This is a genomic window from Bradyrhizobium sp. OK095, from assembly GCF_900109945.1.
Lineage (GTDB): Bacteria > Pseudomonadota > Alphaproteobacteria > Rhizobiales > Xanthobacteraceae > Bradyrhizobium.
Genome location: NZ_FOBX01000005.1, coordinates 126,802 through 141,993 on the forward strand (window position 1 = coordinate 126,802; position 15,192 = coordinate 141,993).

12 protein-coding genes are annotated in these 15,192 nt (G+C 64.6%); 6 read left to right on the forward strand and 6 right to left on the reverse strand.

What is annotated here, in order from left to right; all coding sequences use genetic code 11:
* Positions 1 to 59: 59 nt before the first annotated feature.
* Positions 60 to 335, reverse strand: coding sequence for a metal-sensitive transcriptional regulator (locus BMW89_RS14910; protein WP_092027570.1), 276 nt, complete (start codon positions 333 to 335; stop codon positions 60 to 62).
* A gap of 64 nt (positions 336 to 399) precedes the next feature.
* Between BMW89_RS14910 and BMW89_RS14915 the strand changes: the two genes are divergently transcribed.
* Together BMW89_RS14915 and nikR are read left to right on the forward strand one after the other, a co-directional pair.
* Positions 400 to 2,859 carry a heavy metal translocating P-type ATPase gene (locus BMW89_RS14915; RefSeq protein WP_177196060.1) on the forward strand — a complete coding sequence of 820 codons (2,460 nt, stop codon included), beginning with the start codon at positions 400 to 402 and terminating at the stop codon, positions 2,857 to 2,859.
* A 57-nt stretch (positions 2,860 to 2,916) separates the two neighbouring features.
* Entirely contained in the window at positions 2,917 to 3,363 is a 447-nt protein-coding gene (nikR, locus tag BMW89_RS14920) for a nickel-responsive transcriptional regulator NikR (protein ID WP_092027572.1), read from the forward strand.
* 168 nt (positions 3,364 to 3,531) lie between these two features.
* Here the strand turns inward: nikR and BMW89_RS14925 are convergent, their stop codons facing one another.
* A complete protein-coding gene (locus tag BMW89_RS14925) occupies positions 3,532 to 4,479 on the reverse strand; it encodes a hydroxymethylglutaryl-CoA lyase-like TIM-barrel protein (protein ID WP_092027574.1) in 948 nt (315 codons plus the stop codon).
* Positions 4,476 to 5,651, reverse strand: coding sequence for a CoA transferase (locus tag BMW89_RS14930; RefSeq protein WP_092027576.1), 1,176 nt, complete (start codon positions 5,649 to 5,651; stop codon positions 4,476 to 4,478). Before BMW89_RS14930 ends, BMW89_RS14925 begins: the two co-directional genes overlap by 4 nt.
* A gap of 105 nt (positions 5,652 to 5,756) precedes the next feature.
* Between BMW89_RS14930 and BMW89_RS14935 the strand changes: the two genes are divergently transcribed.
* Positions 5,757 to 6,689 (forward strand): LysR family transcriptional regulator, encoded by a 933-nt coding sequence (locus BMW89_RS14935; protein ID WP_092027578.1) that lies wholly within the window; start codon positions 5,757 to 5,759, stop codon positions 6,687 to 6,689.
* Between the two features lie 306 nt (positions 6,690 to 6,995).
* Positions 6,996 to 8,408, forward strand: coding sequence for an MFS transporter (locus tag BMW89_RS14940; protein ID WP_092027580.1), 1,413 nt, complete (start codon positions 6,996 to 6,998; stop codon positions 8,406 to 8,408).
* 113 nt (positions 8,409 to 8,521) lie between these two features.
* Here BMW89_RS14940 and BMW89_RS14945 read toward each other — a convergent pair whose 3' ends face one another.
* Positions 8,522 to 10,165 carry a S53 family peptidase gene (locus BMW89_RS14945; RefSeq protein ID WP_092027582.1) on the reverse strand — a complete coding sequence of 548 codons (1,644 nt, stop codon included), beginning with the start codon at positions 10,163 to 10,165 and terminating at the stop codon, positions 8,522 to 8,524.
* Between the two features lie 267 nt (positions 10,166 to 10,432).
* Here BMW89_RS14945 and BMW89_RS14950 point away from each other — a divergent pair, with 267 nt between their 5' ends.
* Together BMW89_RS14950 and BMW89_RS14955 are read left to right on the forward strand one after the other, a co-directional pair.
* Positions 10,433 to 11,605 carry a phosphorylase family protein gene (locus tag BMW89_RS14950; protein ID WP_092028049.1) on the forward strand — a complete coding sequence of 391 codons (1,173 nt, stop codon included), beginning with the start codon at positions 10,433 to 10,435 and terminating at the stop codon, positions 11,603 to 11,605.
* Positions 11,606 to 11,691: 86 nt separating this feature from the next.
* Positions 11,692 to 12,432 (forward strand): sulfate transporter family protein, encoded by a 741-nt coding sequence (locus BMW89_RS14955; RefSeq protein WP_092027584.1) that lies wholly within the window; start codon positions 11,692 to 11,694, stop codon positions 12,430 to 12,432.
* Positions 12,433 to 12,438: 6 nt separating this feature from the next.
* Here the strand turns inward: BMW89_RS14955 and BMW89_RS14960 are convergent, their stop codons facing one another.
* Positions 12,439 to 14,067, reverse strand: a complete 1,629-nt coding sequence (locus BMW89_RS14960; RefSeq protein ID WP_092027586.1) for an MFS transporter — start codon at positions 14,065 to 14,067, stop codon at positions 12,439 to 12,441.
* Positions 14,054 to 15,190, reverse strand: coding sequence for an HlyD family secretion protein (locus tag BMW89_RS14965; RefSeq protein ID WP_092027587.1), 1,137 nt, complete (start codon positions 15,188 to 15,190; stop codon positions 14,054 to 14,056). Before BMW89_RS14965 ends, BMW89_RS14960 begins: the two co-directional genes overlap by 14 nt.
* Between the last annotated feature and the right edge of the window lie 2 nt (positions 15,191 to 15,192).

Below are 15,192 nucleotides of genomic sequence, written 5' to 3' on the forward strand. Positions count from 1 at the left end.
CGCCTCCGCAGAAAAAGTCTGGATTGCTTCGCTTCGCTCGCAATGACGACGGTGAGAACCTACCGCTCCGCCCGCCCGATCACCGCCATCAACTCCGCGATCTTCTCGCGCTGGTCGGCTTTGTCGCCGCTCGATATCGCGTGCTCGACGCAATGGGCGACGTGGTCCTTCAATACCTCTTCCTCGACGCGGCGCAGCGCCGCGCGCACCGCCGAGATCTGCGTCACGATGTCGATGCAGTAGCGGTCGTCCTCGACCATTTTCGAGAGGCCGCGAACCTGGCCCTCGATCCGGCCGAGACGTTTTCCGACGGATGCCTTGATGTCCTTGCGCATGGGGTCTATATACCCCCCTAGGGTATATGTTGCAAGACCTGAACGACAAGGCCGGAGCATTGGAATGAACGACCCCGAACACAGGCATCAGCACAACTCGGATGCTCATTCCGGATGCGGCTGTTCAAGCAAGGCCGCAGCGCCGCCGAGCGAGAAACCCGCAGCCGCTTCGTGCTGCGGCGGACACGGCGATCATGCAGGTCACACCCATCATCATGACCACGGCGACGCGACGGCGAAGGTGCGCGATCCCGTCTGCGGCATGACGGTCGATCCCGCAACCTCGAAGCATCGGTTCGACCATCACGGCGAGACCTTCCATTTCTGCTCGGCCGGATGCCGCACCAAGTTTGCCGCCGACCCAGCCAAGTATCTAGCCAAGGACAAGGCGAGCGAGCCGGAGATGCCCGCCGGCACGATCTACACCTGCCCGATGCATCCGGAGATCCGCCAGGTCGGACCCGGCAGCTGCCCGATCTGCGGCATGGCGCTGGAGCCGGAGGTCGCGAGCCTGGAGACCGGACCCAATCCGGAGCTTGCCGACATGACGCGGCGGTTCTGGATCGGCGGCGCGATGGCGCTGCCGGCGGTGGTGCTGGAGATGGGCGGCCATCTCGCCGGCCCGCACAACTGGATTGATCCTGTGCTCTCGAACTGGATTCAGCTGGTCTTCGCCACGCCCGTGGTGGTTTGGGCCGGCTGGCCGTTCTTCGCCCGCGGCTGGCAATCGCTCCTGACGCGCAACCTCAACATGTTCACGCTGATCGCGATGGGCACCGGCGTTGCCTATGTCTACAGCCTGATCGGCACCATCGCGCCGCAGATCTTTCCTGCGAACTTCCGCGGCCATGAAGGCGCGGTCGCCGTCTATTTCGAGGCGGCTGCGGTCATCACCGTGCTGGTGCTGCTCGGTCAGGTGCTGGAGCTGCGCGCCCGCGATGCGACGTCGGGTGCGATCAAGGCGCTGCTCCGGCTCGCGCCAAAAACCGCGCGCCGCGTCGATGCCGATGGCGGCGAGCATGAGGTCGAGATCGACACGCTCCATGCCGGCGACCGCTTGCGCGTTCGTCCCGGCGAGAAGGTCCCGGTCGACGGCGTCATTCTGGAGGGGCGTTCCTCGCTCGACGAGTCGCTGGTGACGGGCGAATCCATGCCGGTCACCAAGGAGAGCGGCGCAAAGGTCATCGCCGGTACGCTCAACCAGTCGGGCAGCTTCATCATGCGCGCCGACAAGGTCGGGCGCGAGACGCTGTTGTCGCAGATCGTGCAGATGGTCGCGGACGCGCAGCGCTCGCGGGCGCCGATCCAGCGGCTGGCCGACCAGGTCGCAGGCTGGTTCGTGCCCACCGTGATCGCCGTCGCGATTGCCGCCTTTGCCGCCTGGGCCTGGTTCGGGCCGGAGCCGCGGCTGGCGTTCGGTCTCGTCGCCGCCGTCAGCGTGCTGATCATCGCCTGCCCCTGTGCGTTGGGCTTGGCGACCCCGATGTCGATCATGGTCGGCGTCGGTCGTGGTGCGCAGGCAGGCGTCCTGATCAAGAACGCCGAGGCGCTGGAGCGGATGGAGAAGATCGACACGCTGGTGGTCGACAAGACCGGCACGCTGACCGAAGGCAAGCCCAAGGTGGTCGCGATCGTGCCGGCGTCCGGCTTTGCCGAAGACGACATCCTCCGGCTCGCGGCCAGCGTCGAGCGCGCCAGCGAGCATCCGCTCGCCGACGCCGTCGTGCGCGCGGCCAAGGAGAAGCAGCTCACGCTCAGCCAGGTCGAAGGGTTCGATTCGCCGACCGGCAAGGGCGCGACGGGCAAGGTCGAGGGCAAGACCATCGTGCTCGGCAATGCCAAATACTTTGCATCGATCGGGATCGACACCAGGGCACTCGACGCGGAGGCCGAACGCCTGCGCGGCGATGGCGCAACCGTCATCAACATGGCTGTCGATGGCGCACTGGCCGGCCTGTTCGCGATCGCCGACCCGGTCAAGGCCTCGACGCCGGAGGCGCTGAAGGCGCTCGCGGCCGAGGGCATCAAGGTGATCATGCTGACCGGCGACAACCGCACGACGGCAGAGGCCGTGGCGCGCCGGCTCGGTATCGCCGAGGTCGAAGCCGAGGTGCTGCCGGACCAGAAGAGCGCGGTGGTGACAAAGCTGCAGAAGGCCGGCCGCAGTGTTGCGATGGCCGGCGACGGCGTCAACGATGCCCCGGCGCTGGCGGCGGCCGAGGTCGGCATCGCCATGGGCACCGGCACGGACGTTGCGATGGAGAGCGCGGGCGTCACCCTGCTCAAGGGCGACCTTGTCGGCATCGTCCGTGCGCGAAAACTGTCGCAGGCGACCATGAGCAACATTCGGCAGAATTTGTTCTTCGCCTTCATCTACAACGCCGCCGGCATTCCGATCGCCGCCGGCATCCTCTATCCCACCTTCGGTGTGCTGCTGTCGCCGATCATCGCGGCGGCGGCAATGGCGCTGTCCTCGGTAAGCGTCGTCGGCAACGCGCTACGGTTGCGCGCGACGCGGCTGTGATGATGACGAAATCCGTGTAAAACAGGTCCATTCGGCGATGCACGCGGAGAGGACCTGATGCAGCGGATTACGATCACGATCGAGGACGATCTTCTGGCGGAGATCGATGCCGCGGCCGAAGCACGTGGCTACCAGAACCGCTCCGAGATCATCCGCGACCTCGCGCGCGCCGGGCTGCAGCAATCCACCGAGGACACCGCGCAGACCGGTCAATGCGTCGCCGGACTCGTCTATGTCTACGACCACGCCGCCCGCGATCTCTCAAAACGCCTGGTGCAAGAATTCCACGGCCATCACGACCTCGCGCTGGCGACACTGCATGTCCATCTCGACGAGAACAATTGCATGGAGATGACGGCGCTGAAGGGCTCGGCCGACGAGGTCAAGCACTTTGCTGATCACATCATCGCGGAGCGTGGTGTGCGCTACGGGCGCGTGGTGATGATTCCGACGGGGGAAGGCAAGCCGGCGAAGGTGCGGAAGCATGGGCATAGGCATGAGTAGCAACCAGCTTCTCGTGCCCCGGACGCGGCGCAGCGCTTCTTCAGCGGTGCGCTGCAGAGCCCGGGCCCATCTCGCCGCTAGCGCAAGCTCCTGGGTCCCGGCTCTGCGTCGCGTCATTTCCTGCCGCGCCGCGTCCGGGACACGAGAACTACATTTGAGGCTTTAAGATCACGCCGCTTTCGCCGCACTCCCGCTCGGCAAACCCGCCCGCGCCATGCCGCCATACAGCGCTTCGTTCGGCATCTCGCTCTTGAGGATCGATCGCACCGCGATCAACTTCTCCATATCGATGCCCGTCGCAAAGCCCTTGCCTTCACAGAGGAACACGAGATCCTCGAACACGACGTTACCCGTCGCGCCGGGGGCGAAAGGGCAGCCGCCGAGACCGCCGAGTGAGCCGTCGAGGATGCGCGCGCCTTCATCCAGCGCCGCGGACGCGTTGGCGATGCCCATGCCGCGGGTGTCGTGGAGATGGATACAAATCGGCTTCGATCCTGAAAGCTTGACCGCAGCACGGGTCAGCTCGGCGACTTGCTTCGGCCCGGCATAGCCGACGGTATCGGCGATCGCGACGAAATCGACGCCGGCCTCGAGGCATTTGTCGACCAGACGCAGCACCTCCGCGGGATCGACCGCGCCGGTGATCGAGCAGCCCAGCGCCATCGAGATCGCGGCATTCACCAGCGGCTGGTGGGCGCTGGCGTCGCGCATCTCGCAGAGCCGCTTCACATTGGCGATCGCGGCGTCGCGCGAACGATGCGCATTGGCCTGGCTGTGCTCTTCCGTGGCCGAGACCACCGAGGCGATCTCGCCGACGCCGGATTCGAGGGCCTCATTGACGCCGCGCTCGTTGAGCGCGAGCGCGATGCCATGCGCGCCGGACAATGATGCGACCGTCGCAACGACATCGCGAACGTCGACGAATTGCGGAAACGTCTTGGCCGGCAGAAACGAGCCGACCTCGAAATGTCTGACGCCGGCGGCGTATTCCTCACGCACCCAGCGCTGCTTGGCCCCGGTCGACGGGATTTTCTTCACGAGCTGGAGTCCATCGCGCAAGCCGACCTCGCGCAGGCTGACGCGATCGGTTGGGTAAATCGTCTCGATCCGGCTCATGCGCGCCTCCCAGCGGCTTTTGACGTGATGTCGTTATTGTCGATCTCGGCGCGAACAGCGGACGTGTCGGCGCCCAGCGGCGCGACCTTCAGGCCTTCGCCAAAGTGGCTGCCGTTCCACTCGAGCGGCAGCGCCGGCACATGGAACGGTTTGCCGTCGGCGGTGATGTTGGTGACGAGGCCACCCGGCCGCAGCACATGCGGGTCGGTCAGGAGATCCTCAGGCCGGTTGATCGGCGAGAAGCAGATGTTGAGCGCATCGAGCTTTTGCGACAGCTCTGCGACGTTCCACTGCCGGATGATCTCGGCCACGCGCGGGAGAATCCGCGGCCGCGCCAGGATACGGTCGGTGGTGGTGCCCAAGGCGGGATCATCGAGAAGGTCCGCAAGGCCAAACTCGCGGCAGAAGCTCTGCCAGTGGCCCTCGGTCACGACACCGATGAAAATACGTCCATCGCCGGCGGCGTCAAAGATGTCGTAGATCGGCCACGCGTGTTCGCGCTCGGGCATCGAGCGCGGCTTGTTGCCGGTCATCTCGTATTCGACCATGTGCTGGGCGACCAGGAACAGGCAGTTCTCGAACAAGCCGACGCGGATATCGGCGCCCTCGTGCTTGCCGCCGCGCTTCTGATAGAGCGCGGCCAGAATCGCGATCACGCCGAACATGCCGCCCATGATGTCGTTGGCGGAGGAGCCGACGCGCTGCGGCTTCTCCTTGGTGCCGGTCATGGCGGCGAGCCCCGACATCATCTGCACGACCTCGTCGAGCGCGGGGCGATGCTCGTAGGGGCCGGACAGAAAACCCTTGTGGCCGGCCACGATCAGATGCGGATGCAGGCGGCGCAGTTCCTCGGGCCCGAGCCCCTGCTTGTCGAGCTGGCCATCGCGAAAATTTTCGAGAAACACATCGGCCGTATCCAGCAGCCGGTGCATGGTGTCGCGATCCTCAGGCTTCTCGAAGTCCAGCACGACACTTCGTTTGCCGCGGTTGAACAGCGGAAAGAACGCCGTCCCCATGCCGCCGAGGGAGCGGGTCTTGTCGCCGGCCGGCGGCTCGACCTTGATCACCTCGGCGCCAAGCTGCGCCAGGATCATGCCGCAGGTGGGACCCATGACCATGTGGGTCATTTCGACGACCCGCACGCCTTCGAGCGGCAATCCGGTCCCTGTCATGCGGCACTCCCTGTTCGTTCGGCCGGAAGACTAGGCCTTCACAAGCCTTCTGAAAAATATAATCTGTCGAAGATTACCTTCGCAGTTCTAGAACGCTAGATCGATATGGATTCGCGCCAGCTCCGCTATTTCATCGCCGTCTACGAGCAGCGCAACCTGTCGCGCGCGGCCGACCAGGTCAACGTCGCGCAGTCCGCGCTGAGCCATCATATCTCGAACCTGGAAGCCGAGTTCGCAACGCCGCTATTCGCGCGCAAGCCGCGCGGCATGGAACCGACGGCGGCCGGCGAGCGGCTCTACGAGCACGCGCGGATCATCCTGCGCGCGATGGCGGAAGCCGAAACCGAGGTGCGCGAGGGCGCCCGCGTCATTGCCGGTGATATCTCGATCGGCATGGCCAATTCCGGCGTCAAGGCGATCGGCGTCGAGCTGATGCGCATTGTGCTGACCAAATATCCCAAGCTCAAGCTGTCGCTTACAGAGAGCCTGTCCGGCGCGACGCTGATGCATTTGATGATCTCCAACGTCGATCTCGCGCTGGTCTACAATCCACCCTCGGAGAAGGAGCTGATCACGGAAGCCGTGCTCGAAGAGGAAATGTTCCTGGTCGGCATTCCAAAACTGGTCGGCAAGGGCAAGACGCCGATCCGGTTCGAGGAGCTGAGCCGGCTGCCGCTGATCCTGCTGCGATACGGCCTCGGCCTGTCCTCGCGCGCGCTGCTGGACGATCCGGTCCTGCTCAAGCGGCTGGAAGGCGGCGCCATCCTGCACGCCAACTCGATCACCGGCATGACCGGTGCCCTGGTGGAAGGACTCGGCTGCACCATCGCGACGAAACTGTTCGCGCGGGAGGAGCTCGCGGCCGGCCGCCTGGTCGCGCGCAAGGTGATCGAGCCGAAGCTGACCCGGACGCTCTATCTCTGCCGCCTGCGCAACCGCCCGATGACCTACGCCATGGAGGAGATGCGGCGGTTGATGCTGTCGCTGATCGCCGAGCAGGTGCGGGGCGGCAGTTGGCAGGCCGAGCTGGTCGGGTGAGGCCACAACGGTAGTGCGCTCCCTCGCCCGTTTTTACGGGGAGAGGGTTGGGGTGAGGGGCTGCCTCCGCATAAACGGCGACAGCCGGACTCGCGGATAGAGCCCCTCACCCCGCCCTCTCCCCGTAAGAACGGGGAGAGGGAGAAGAACCCCGAGTTCGAAAATCTCGAACGCTCCCATCGATATGTTCTTCTGGATTTCCACTCCTGACCCGCCAACATGGCGCGGTCCGGCAGAGCTTGCGACAAGCAACAGAGATGAGCCGCCGGGAACCGCGCGCTATCCGCGCGCCACGGGGAGGACATCATGAGCGTTGTCGGGATCGACACAGGCTTTGAGCTCGGCGCTGCGCCATCCGTACCTGACGAGATCTCGCGGCGGCTCGAGGCGATGCCGGGGACGTCCTATGTCTGGCGCCTCGTCATCTTGCTCTCGCTCGGCGGTTGCTTCGAGATCTACGATCTGTTCCTGACCGGCTATATCGCCCCGGGGCTGAGCCGCAGCGGGCTCTTGAGCACGACGACGCAGGCCTTCTTCGGCTTCTCCGGCATCGGCGCCTTCGTCGCCGCGACCTTTGCCGGCCTGTTTGTCGGCACCTTCTTCCTCGGCTTCCTCGCCGACCGTTTCGGGCGCCGCGCGATCTTCACCTATGCGCTGCTGAGCTACACGGCTGCGTCCGTGATCATGGCCTGCCAGACCTCTCCGGAAGGCCTGTTGTTCTGGCGCTTCCTCGCCGGGATCGGCATCGGCGTCGAGGTCATCACCATCGACGCCTACATCACCGAGCTGGTGCCGAGCCGGATGCGCGGGCGCGCCTTCGCGGTGAACCAGTCGATCATGTTCATCGCCGTTCCCGTCGTCGCCTTTCTCGCGTGGTGGCTGGTGCCGCTCGCGCCTTACGGTGTCGAAGGCTGGCGCTGGGTGGTCCTGATCGGCGCCGCAGCCAGCATGATCATCTGGGTGCTCCGGCTGTTCCTGCCCGAGAGCCCGCTCTGGCTGGCGCGGCATGGCCGCAACGAGGAGGCCCTTCGCATCCTCGGCTCGCTGGAGGCCGCCAGCGGTGGTGCCGGCTCACGGCCCCCGATCTCGCCTGCCCTTCAAGTCCGACATGTCGCGCACGTCAACTTCGCCGACCTGTTCCGCCCGCCCTATCTTTCGCTGGTCGTGCTGTTCATGGTGTTCAATTTTTGCCAGGCTTTCGGCTTCTACGGCTTTGCCAATTGGGTGCCGACGCTGCTGGTGGAGAAGGGCATCACCGTCACCAAGAGCCTGCAATATTCCTTCATCGTCGCGTTCGCCTATCCGATCGCGCCGCTGCTCGCCGCGAGCTTCGCCGACAAGTTCGAGCGCCGCTGGATCATCACGGGGGCCTGCATCGCCATCATCATCTTCGGCATGGCGTTCGCGCAATTGACCGAGCCTGGACTGCTGATCGTCTGCGGCGTGCTGCTGACGGCCTGCAACACGACGATGTCCTACGCTTACCACGCCTACCAGACCGAGGTGTTCCCGACGGAGATCCGGGCGCAGGCGTCCGGCCTCGTCTATTCCATGAGCCGGCTCTCCGCGACGTTCTCCGGCTTCATCGTCGCCTACATGCTGAAGGAGGCCGGCGTTACCGGCGTGTTCGGCCTGATCACCGCAGCGATGCTGATCGTGGTGATCGCGATGACGCTGTTCGGCCCGAATGTGCGCGGCAAACCGCTGGATGCGGTGTAGCTCCATCGTCATTGCGAGCGCAGCGAAGCAATCCAGAGTCTTTCCGCAGAGACAGTCTGGATTGCTTCGTCGCAAGAGCTCCTCGCAATGACGAGGAGAGAGCGTCTACGCACTCACGCCGCGAGCAGGTTCTGCAACGCTGCGCCGTTGGGGACGCCGAGGCCGGAGCAGGCATCCCAGCCGGGGCCGGCCTTGTACATGCCGTGCAGGCTGCCGGTGATGTCGTTGTTGCCGATCGTGATATCGCGGAACACGCCTTGCGCATGCGAGGCGTAGATCAGCGGGTTGATGAAGCCGACGGTCTTGCCGAACTTCTTGGTCGTGGCCTCGTTGATGCGGGCGATCAGCCCGGCCATCAGCGGCGCCACTGCGCTGGTGCCGCCGATGGTGATGCCGACGCCGTTGAGGAAGATCTGGTAGCCGGTCGCAGGATCGGCATCGCCGGCAACGTCGGGCAAGCCGCGCCCCACCGAATGCGACGGCGATTTCGGCACATGGGCGTTGGCCTGGTAGGCCGGCCTGGGGAATACGATGCTGACGCCGCCGCCGCCGGCGCCATCCTGCGGGCCGCCGTTCCAGACCACTTCGGTGATCTGGCCGTTCGGGGCCTTCAGATTGGTGCCGCCGCAGGCCAGCGCAAACGGGCTCGAAGCCGGGAAATCGGCGTGCGGCTTGCCGTCCCACCCCTCGCTCATGTCGGCCGAACCATTGTCGCCAGAGGCGACGCAGACGGTGACGCCCATCGCGGCGGCATCACGGATCGCCTCGTTGAGGCCGTCGACGAATTGCTGCGAGCCCGCCGGATCTTCCGGCCCGCCCCAGCTGATCGAGATCACCGAGGGTTTTCGCGCGGTGTCGTGGACCGCTGCTTTCACTGCATCGATAAAGCCGTTGGTGGTGTTGGGCGCGAAATAGACCACGATCTTGGCGCCCGGTGCGATCGCACCGGCGACCTCGATGTCGAGCACGACCTCGCCGTCGGCATCGGAATGGCCGGGCTTGTTGGCGCCGCCGTCGACGCTCGCGGGCGCGATCTGCGGCATCGGAATGCCCGCCTTCTTGAAGAAGGTCTTCAAGTCGGACGTCTTGTAGCCGGCGCCCGTCGGGTGGCCCTTCTGGTCGATGTCGTTGAGCTCGATGATGGCGATGCACTGGCCGGCGCCGGTCTCGCCACCGGGGAAATTGTAGAGCTGGGCGATCTGGTCGACCGAGAAGCTGCCGCCCTGTCCCGCGCGCGCAGTCGCACCCTTCTTCGCGATCTTGCGGCGGAAGTGCGGCTGGGCAACGGGACGATTGTCGAGACCATGCACGCCAACCACGATGCCTTCGAGCTCGGCCGGGATATGCACATTGCCCTTGCGCATGCGATAGGTCGCGCCGTCATGCTTGACCTTGTTGAGCTTGACACCAAAGGCTGCGCTCATCGCCTTCACTGTGCCCGTCAGCTTCACCGTGCGGGACGCGAGGTGTACGCTCTTGACGTTGAGTTCGTGATGATGCGCGAAATCGTCGATCTTGGCGACGTCGGCGGAATCGGCGCCCATCTGCTCGGCGAACTCGGCGCGGGAAAGATATTGCCGCTCACGCGGCGGTTGCGCACCGAGCGCCATCATTTGCTCGTCGTCGGCACGCTTGGCGCGCAGCCGGACGCTGATCTCGATTTCCTGCTTGGGATCGGCCGCGCCGACGAGCTTGGCCCCCTTCGGCAATTTACGGGCACTGTTTACCAGCGCGACGCGGTTAGTCGAGCTTGCCATGACTTCCTCCGTTTGTGATTGGAAGGCAGATTGTCGCACCTCAACTATAGGTGTAATCTGAACCGTCAATTGGTTCAGATAATAAGCAAAGTTTTTTCAGAAAAATCCTTATTCGGCAGACGAAATGCTTCGCAGGCTCAAACCGGCACAGAATTGGTCAATAGCTCGGACCATTCGGCGACAATGATTTCGATCTAAGATTGCAACCGTCGGCCCGCTTGGCCGACCAATGAGAGATGTTCGTCAAAATCAATTGTGGAGGATGCGATGCTGGCCGACCGTAAATGGGTTGAGAGAAATCTCGGTTTCGATCCGATCACGACACCGCCGCCGCGCGATACCTTTACGGTGAAACGCGTGGCGAAGGCGGCCGTGAAGAAGTCCGCAAAGGTCACGGCGGAAGATTTTCGACGCGAGATCATCGATTTCGATTCCGAATCCACCGAGGGCCGCGAGTTCTTGGCCTTCTCGACCTCGACCGGGCTGTCGCGCTTCACCGACATTCCCTGGCCGAAGGGGCTCGCGCCGCAGACCGGGCCGAAGCCGAAAGGCAACGGCAAGGGACCGCTGCCGCACGCCGATGTGCTGGTCGTGACCTGGACCGTCGACGAGGGCCACGCGCTCAGCCGCGTGCTGACGCCGGGCAAGGACTCGCGGAACGATTACCTGCCGTACACGCACAATTACGCAACGATCTCCAAGAAGATGCGCAATGGTTGCCCGGCCAAGGAGCTGAAGCGGCTCGGCACCTACTGGACCACGACGATCGGCAAGAAGAAATGCGTGATCTTCAAATCCGACTCGCACATGTCGCAGGACGGCCCGCAATTGCCGAACGTCGACGTCTGGCGCCAGATCATCACCGAAGTGCAGCCGACGCTGGTCATCACCACGGGCACGGCCGGCGGCATCGGCAAGGAATTCGAGGTCGGCGATGTCGTCGTCTCACCGATCGTGCGCTTCGACTGCCTGTCGAAGTTCAAGAAAGAGCCTTTCGCGCAGGAGCACTTTTCCAGCAAGTCCGCGGTGACGAAGAAGTTCACGCAGGCCAAGACGCTGTTCAAGGCCAATGCCGCGCAATTACCGAAGGACAACACCAGGGCACCGAAGATCTTTGTGGTGAAGCCGAGCGGGCTGTCCTCCTCCGTGGTCACCACCGACTTCTTCGGCTTCGATACCTCGGACAATCATTTCCATCTCCAGGGGCTCGGCGACGTCTCGGAAATGGGCGACGCCATCCTCGGCCTGGTCGCGCAGGAGATGGGTACCAAGGCGCCGCGCTGGCTCGCGATCCGCAACGTCTCTGATCCCCAGATCAAGGCCGAGGGCACCCTGAAGCAGCAGGAGCAGGTCGCCGCCCAGATCTACAAGGGTTTCGGTCGATGGAGCACGGTCTGTAGCGCCATCACCTGCTGGGCCAGCATCGCGGCGGAACCATAAGCCGCAGGCGGCGACAGGTCAGCGTCCCTTGCCGAAGCGGCTTTCCGTGTCTACCTCTCGCGGGTGATTTCGTGAGAGGGTTCCCGATGCTGGATGCCGCCATTAAGGCGCTGTCGCAAATGATGTCGCCGGCGATGCGCTCGATCCTGTGGCGATCGGTTGGGCTTGCGTTGGTGCTGATCGTCGTGCTGGCGATCGGATTGCAGCGGCTCCTCAGCTGGTTTGCGACCTATGGCGAGGTTTGGCTCGAGGGCCTGCTCGGACCCGGCTGGCATTCCTCGCTCGAAGTGCTTGCCTGGATCATCTCGATTGCCGCCGGTCTTGGCGTCGTGTTCGGCAGCGTTTTCCTGATGCCCGCGATCACCTCGCTGGTGGCGAGCTTCTTCGTCGACGACGTCGCCGATGTCGTCGAACGCGAATATTATCCCGCCGAGCGGCCCGGCGTTGCACTGCCGTTCAACCAGGCGATCACCGAGGGCATCAAGACCGCGCTCCTGACGATCCTGGTCTATCTCGTCGCGCTGCCGCTGGTTCTTTTCGCCGGCGCCGGCTTCCTGATCTTCTTCGTCGCCGCCGCCTGGCTGTTGGGGCGCGAATATTTCGAGCTCGCCGCGATGCGCTTCCGCTCGCCGGAGGAGGCGAAGGCGATGCGGCGCGACAACGCAGCCACCATCTTCACCGCCGGCCTCTTCATCGCCGCCTTCGTCTCGATCCCGATCGTGAACCTGGCGACGCCGATCTTCGGCATGGCCTTCATGGTCCACATGCACAAGCGGCTATCAGGCCCGCGGCCGGAGCTGATCGAGCCGGCACGGCAGATGCGGTGACCTCGATCAGCTCACCTGCACTCCGCATTTGCGCAGCAGCATCTTGGCGAAGCCGAACGGCGCCGGTGTAAACGGGCCCGGCGGGGCGCGGGTGATCAGCGCGATGACACCGAGCGCGGCCATCGCGAGCCAGAAGCACAACCAGAATCCATCGATATAGGCGAGCACGTTGGCCTCGCGCTGCACGACGCCGGCGAGCGTGCCGACGGCGCGCGCCTGTGCCGATCCCGCGCCATGGGGAGCAAAATGTTCGGCAAGCTGCTTCAGCTTTAGAACCACGTCGAAATCGCCGGTGATGATGTTCTGGCCGATATAGAAGGAATGCACCTGCTCGCGGACGCGCAACCACGTCCCCATCAGCGCCACGCCGATCTCGGCCCCGCCGAGCCGCATGATCTGGATGTAGGCGGCAAAGGATGTCGCGCGGCTCGGATCGATGTTGGACAGCAGCGTGATGATAATCGGCAGCAAGATCAGTGACTGCCCGATCGCCTGAAGCAGCACGATGCCGATGAAATCCTCGCGTGCCCAATCGTGAGTGAGCTGGGTCCCCCAGAGATTGGCCGCAGCAAAGCAGGCAAATCCCACGACCAACACCGTCCGCGTATCGAAATGCCGCAGCAGCCAGATCGAGAGCGGCACCAGCACAAACATCGGCAAAGCGCCATAAGTGAGCAGCAGCAGGCCGCTCTGCTCGGGCCTGAGCAGTCCGACGGCGGCGAGGAAATTCGGCACCAGCGACGCGTTGGACAGGCTTGTCAGCGTGTAGAGCAGGATCAAGATCAGCCCTAATCCGATATTGCGCGAGAACAGCACGTTCACATGCGCCCACGGCTGTCGTACCAGCGACTCGTTGACGAGGAAGCCCACGAACAGCCCCCCGCCGGCGGCGAGCAGCGCCATCACCGTGCCGGAGCCGAGCCAGTTCAGCCGGTTGCCCTGGTCGAGGCCGGCATAGATCATCGCGACCGACGCGCCGAGCAGCAACATGCCGCCCCAATCGGCCTCGCGCAGCAGCGCGCGGTTGACCGGCTCGCTCGGCGTGCCGAGATAGACCATCAGGCCCATCAAGGGCGCGACCACGACGCCCTGCCAATACAGCCATTGCCAGCCGAGATGGTCGACATAGAAGCCGACCAGCGAGGACGAGGTATCGAGCGCAAAGCCGACCCGGATCGAGTAGAGCGCGATCGCCGGTAACCACCAGCGGATCGGCAAGTTGCGCAGGATGATCATCAGCGCCGCCGGCACGAAAGTGCCGAGCAACAGGCCATGCACGACACTGAGCGCCATCAGTGTCGTGTAGTCGCTGACAAGAGGAATGATCAGCGACACCGCGGCGTAGACCAGGCTCGGAATGCCGAGTACGCGGCGCAGGCCGAACACGGTCGCAAGCCAGGCCACCGCCGGCGCGATGAGTATCTGCGAGCCGATGCCGGCCGTGGAAAGCCAGGCGCCTTCGTCGAACGAGAGCCCGAACGCGCCGCGCAGATCGGGCAATCCGACCGTGGTCAGCCGGCTGTCGAAATTTGCGAGGAACGAGCCGAGCAGCACGGCTGCCACCGCAAACAGCGGCTGCGGCGCGACGCCGCCGCGCGAGACGGGTCCGCGGCCGGCATCGTCATTTGCCGCCATTCGCGTCCTTCGTATCGATGCTGGTGACGACCGACATGCCCGGCACGAGCCGCGCCAGCAAGGGCTGGTTGCCGTCGAGCTGGATCCGCACGGGAATGCGCTGCACCACTTTCGTAAAATTGCCGGTCGCATTATCCGGCGGCAGCAGCGCAACCTGCGCGCCGGTTGCCGGCGCGATACGCTCGACCCGGCCGCGCAGCTTCTCCCGTGGAAAACTGTCGACGGTGATCTCGACCGGCTGGCCCGGCTGCACATGAGTGAGCTGGGTCTCCTTGTAGTTCGCGATCACATACACCTTCGGCAGCGGCACCACGTTGATGAGGTTGGTGCCGATATTGACGTAGTCGCCGGGCTGCACCTGTCGCTCACCGACGACACCGTCGAACGGCGCCGATACCTTGGTGTACCCAAGCTTGAGCTTGACGCTCGCCAGCGTCGCCTTGGTGGCGTCGAGATCGGCGGCACGCTGCTTCTTGGTGCCTTGCAGGACTTCGAGCTGATGCTGCTGGGCCGCGATCACGGCACGGCTCGCCCGCACATCGGCCTGCGCCTTGGCAAGACCCGCGACCGCCTGCTCGAACCGCTGCCGCGTGCCGGACTCCGTCTGCGACAGCGATTGCTGACGCTCCTGCTCCTGCTTGGCCTCGACCTCGAGCGCTTCCGCCGACAGCCGCGCGGCTTCGGCCTGTGCGATCGTCGCATATTGCAGCTCGATCTGGTTGCCCAGATTGTCGAGCACGGCTTGCGATGCCGCGACGGCGGCCTCCGATTGCGCGACTTGTGCCTCGTAGTCGGCGGGATCGATCTGGATCAGGAGGTCGCCGGCCTTGACGCGCTGGAAGTCGGTGACACCTACGGTCAGGACCTCGCCGGAGACGCGGCTCGCCAGCCGCGTCAGCTCGGCACGCACATAGGCGTCATTGGTGGTCTGGACCACGGCATTGCCGACCCATTCGTCGAAGCGCAGCGTCGCCAGCGCGACAAAACCGAGCGCGACGATGACGGCGAACAGAGGGAGCGCAAGCCGACTCCACAGCGAGCTCGCCGGCCGCTGTGTCGGTTTTGGTGGCGGGGCCGGTACGGCGGCAGGTGGCGGCGACGAGACTTGTTCCTGCTGACTCACGA

What these genes read in the sequence shown, in the direction of transcription:
- BMW89_RS14940 (WP_092027580.1), top strand. Translation starts at nt 6,996, where the DNA reads ATGAGCGTTGTCGGGATCGACACAGGCTTTGAGCTCGGCGCTGCGCCA.
- nikR (WP_092027572.1), top strand. Translation starts at nt 2,917, where the DNA reads ATGCAGCGGATTACGATCACGATCGAGGACGATCTTCTGGCGGAGATC.
- BMW89_RS14960 (WP_092027586.1), bottom strand. Translation starts at nt 14,067, where the DNA reads ATGGCGGCAAATGACGATGCCGGCCGCGGACCCGTCTCGCGCGGCGGC.
- BMW89_RS14930 (WP_092027576.1), bottom strand. Translation starts at nt 5,651, where the DNA reads ATGACAGGGACCGGATTGCCGCTCGAAGGCGTGCGGGTCGTCGAAATG.
- BMW89_RS14935 (WP_092027578.1), top strand. Translation starts at nt 5,757, where the DNA reads ATGGATTCGCGCCAGCTCCGCTATTTCATCGCCGTCTACGAGCAGCGC.
- BMW89_RS14925 (WP_092027574.1), bottom strand. Translation starts at nt 4,479, where the DNA reads ATGAGCCGGATCGAGACGATTTACCCAACCGATCGCGTCAGCCTGCGC.
- BMW89_RS14950 (WP_092028049.1), top strand. Translation starts at nt 10,433, where the DNA reads ATGCTGGCCGACCGTAAATGGGTTGAGAGAAATCTCGGTTTCGATCCG.
- BMW89_RS14915 (WP_177196060.1), top strand. Translation starts at nt 400, where the DNA reads ATGAACGACCCCGAACACAGGCATCAGCACAACTCGGATGCTCATTCC.
- BMW89_RS14955 (WP_092027584.1), top strand. Translation starts at nt 11,692, where the DNA reads ATGCTGGATGCCGCCATTAAGGCGCTGTCGCAAATGATGTCGCCGGCG.
- BMW89_RS14910 (WP_092027570.1), bottom strand. Translation starts at nt 335, where the DNA reads ATGCGCAAGGACATCAAGGCATCCGTCGGAAAACGTCTCGGCCGGATC.
- BMW89_RS14945 (WP_092027582.1), bottom strand. Translation starts at nt 10,165, where the DNA reads ATGGCAAGCTCGACTAACCGCGTCGCGCTGGTAAACAGTGCCCGTAAA.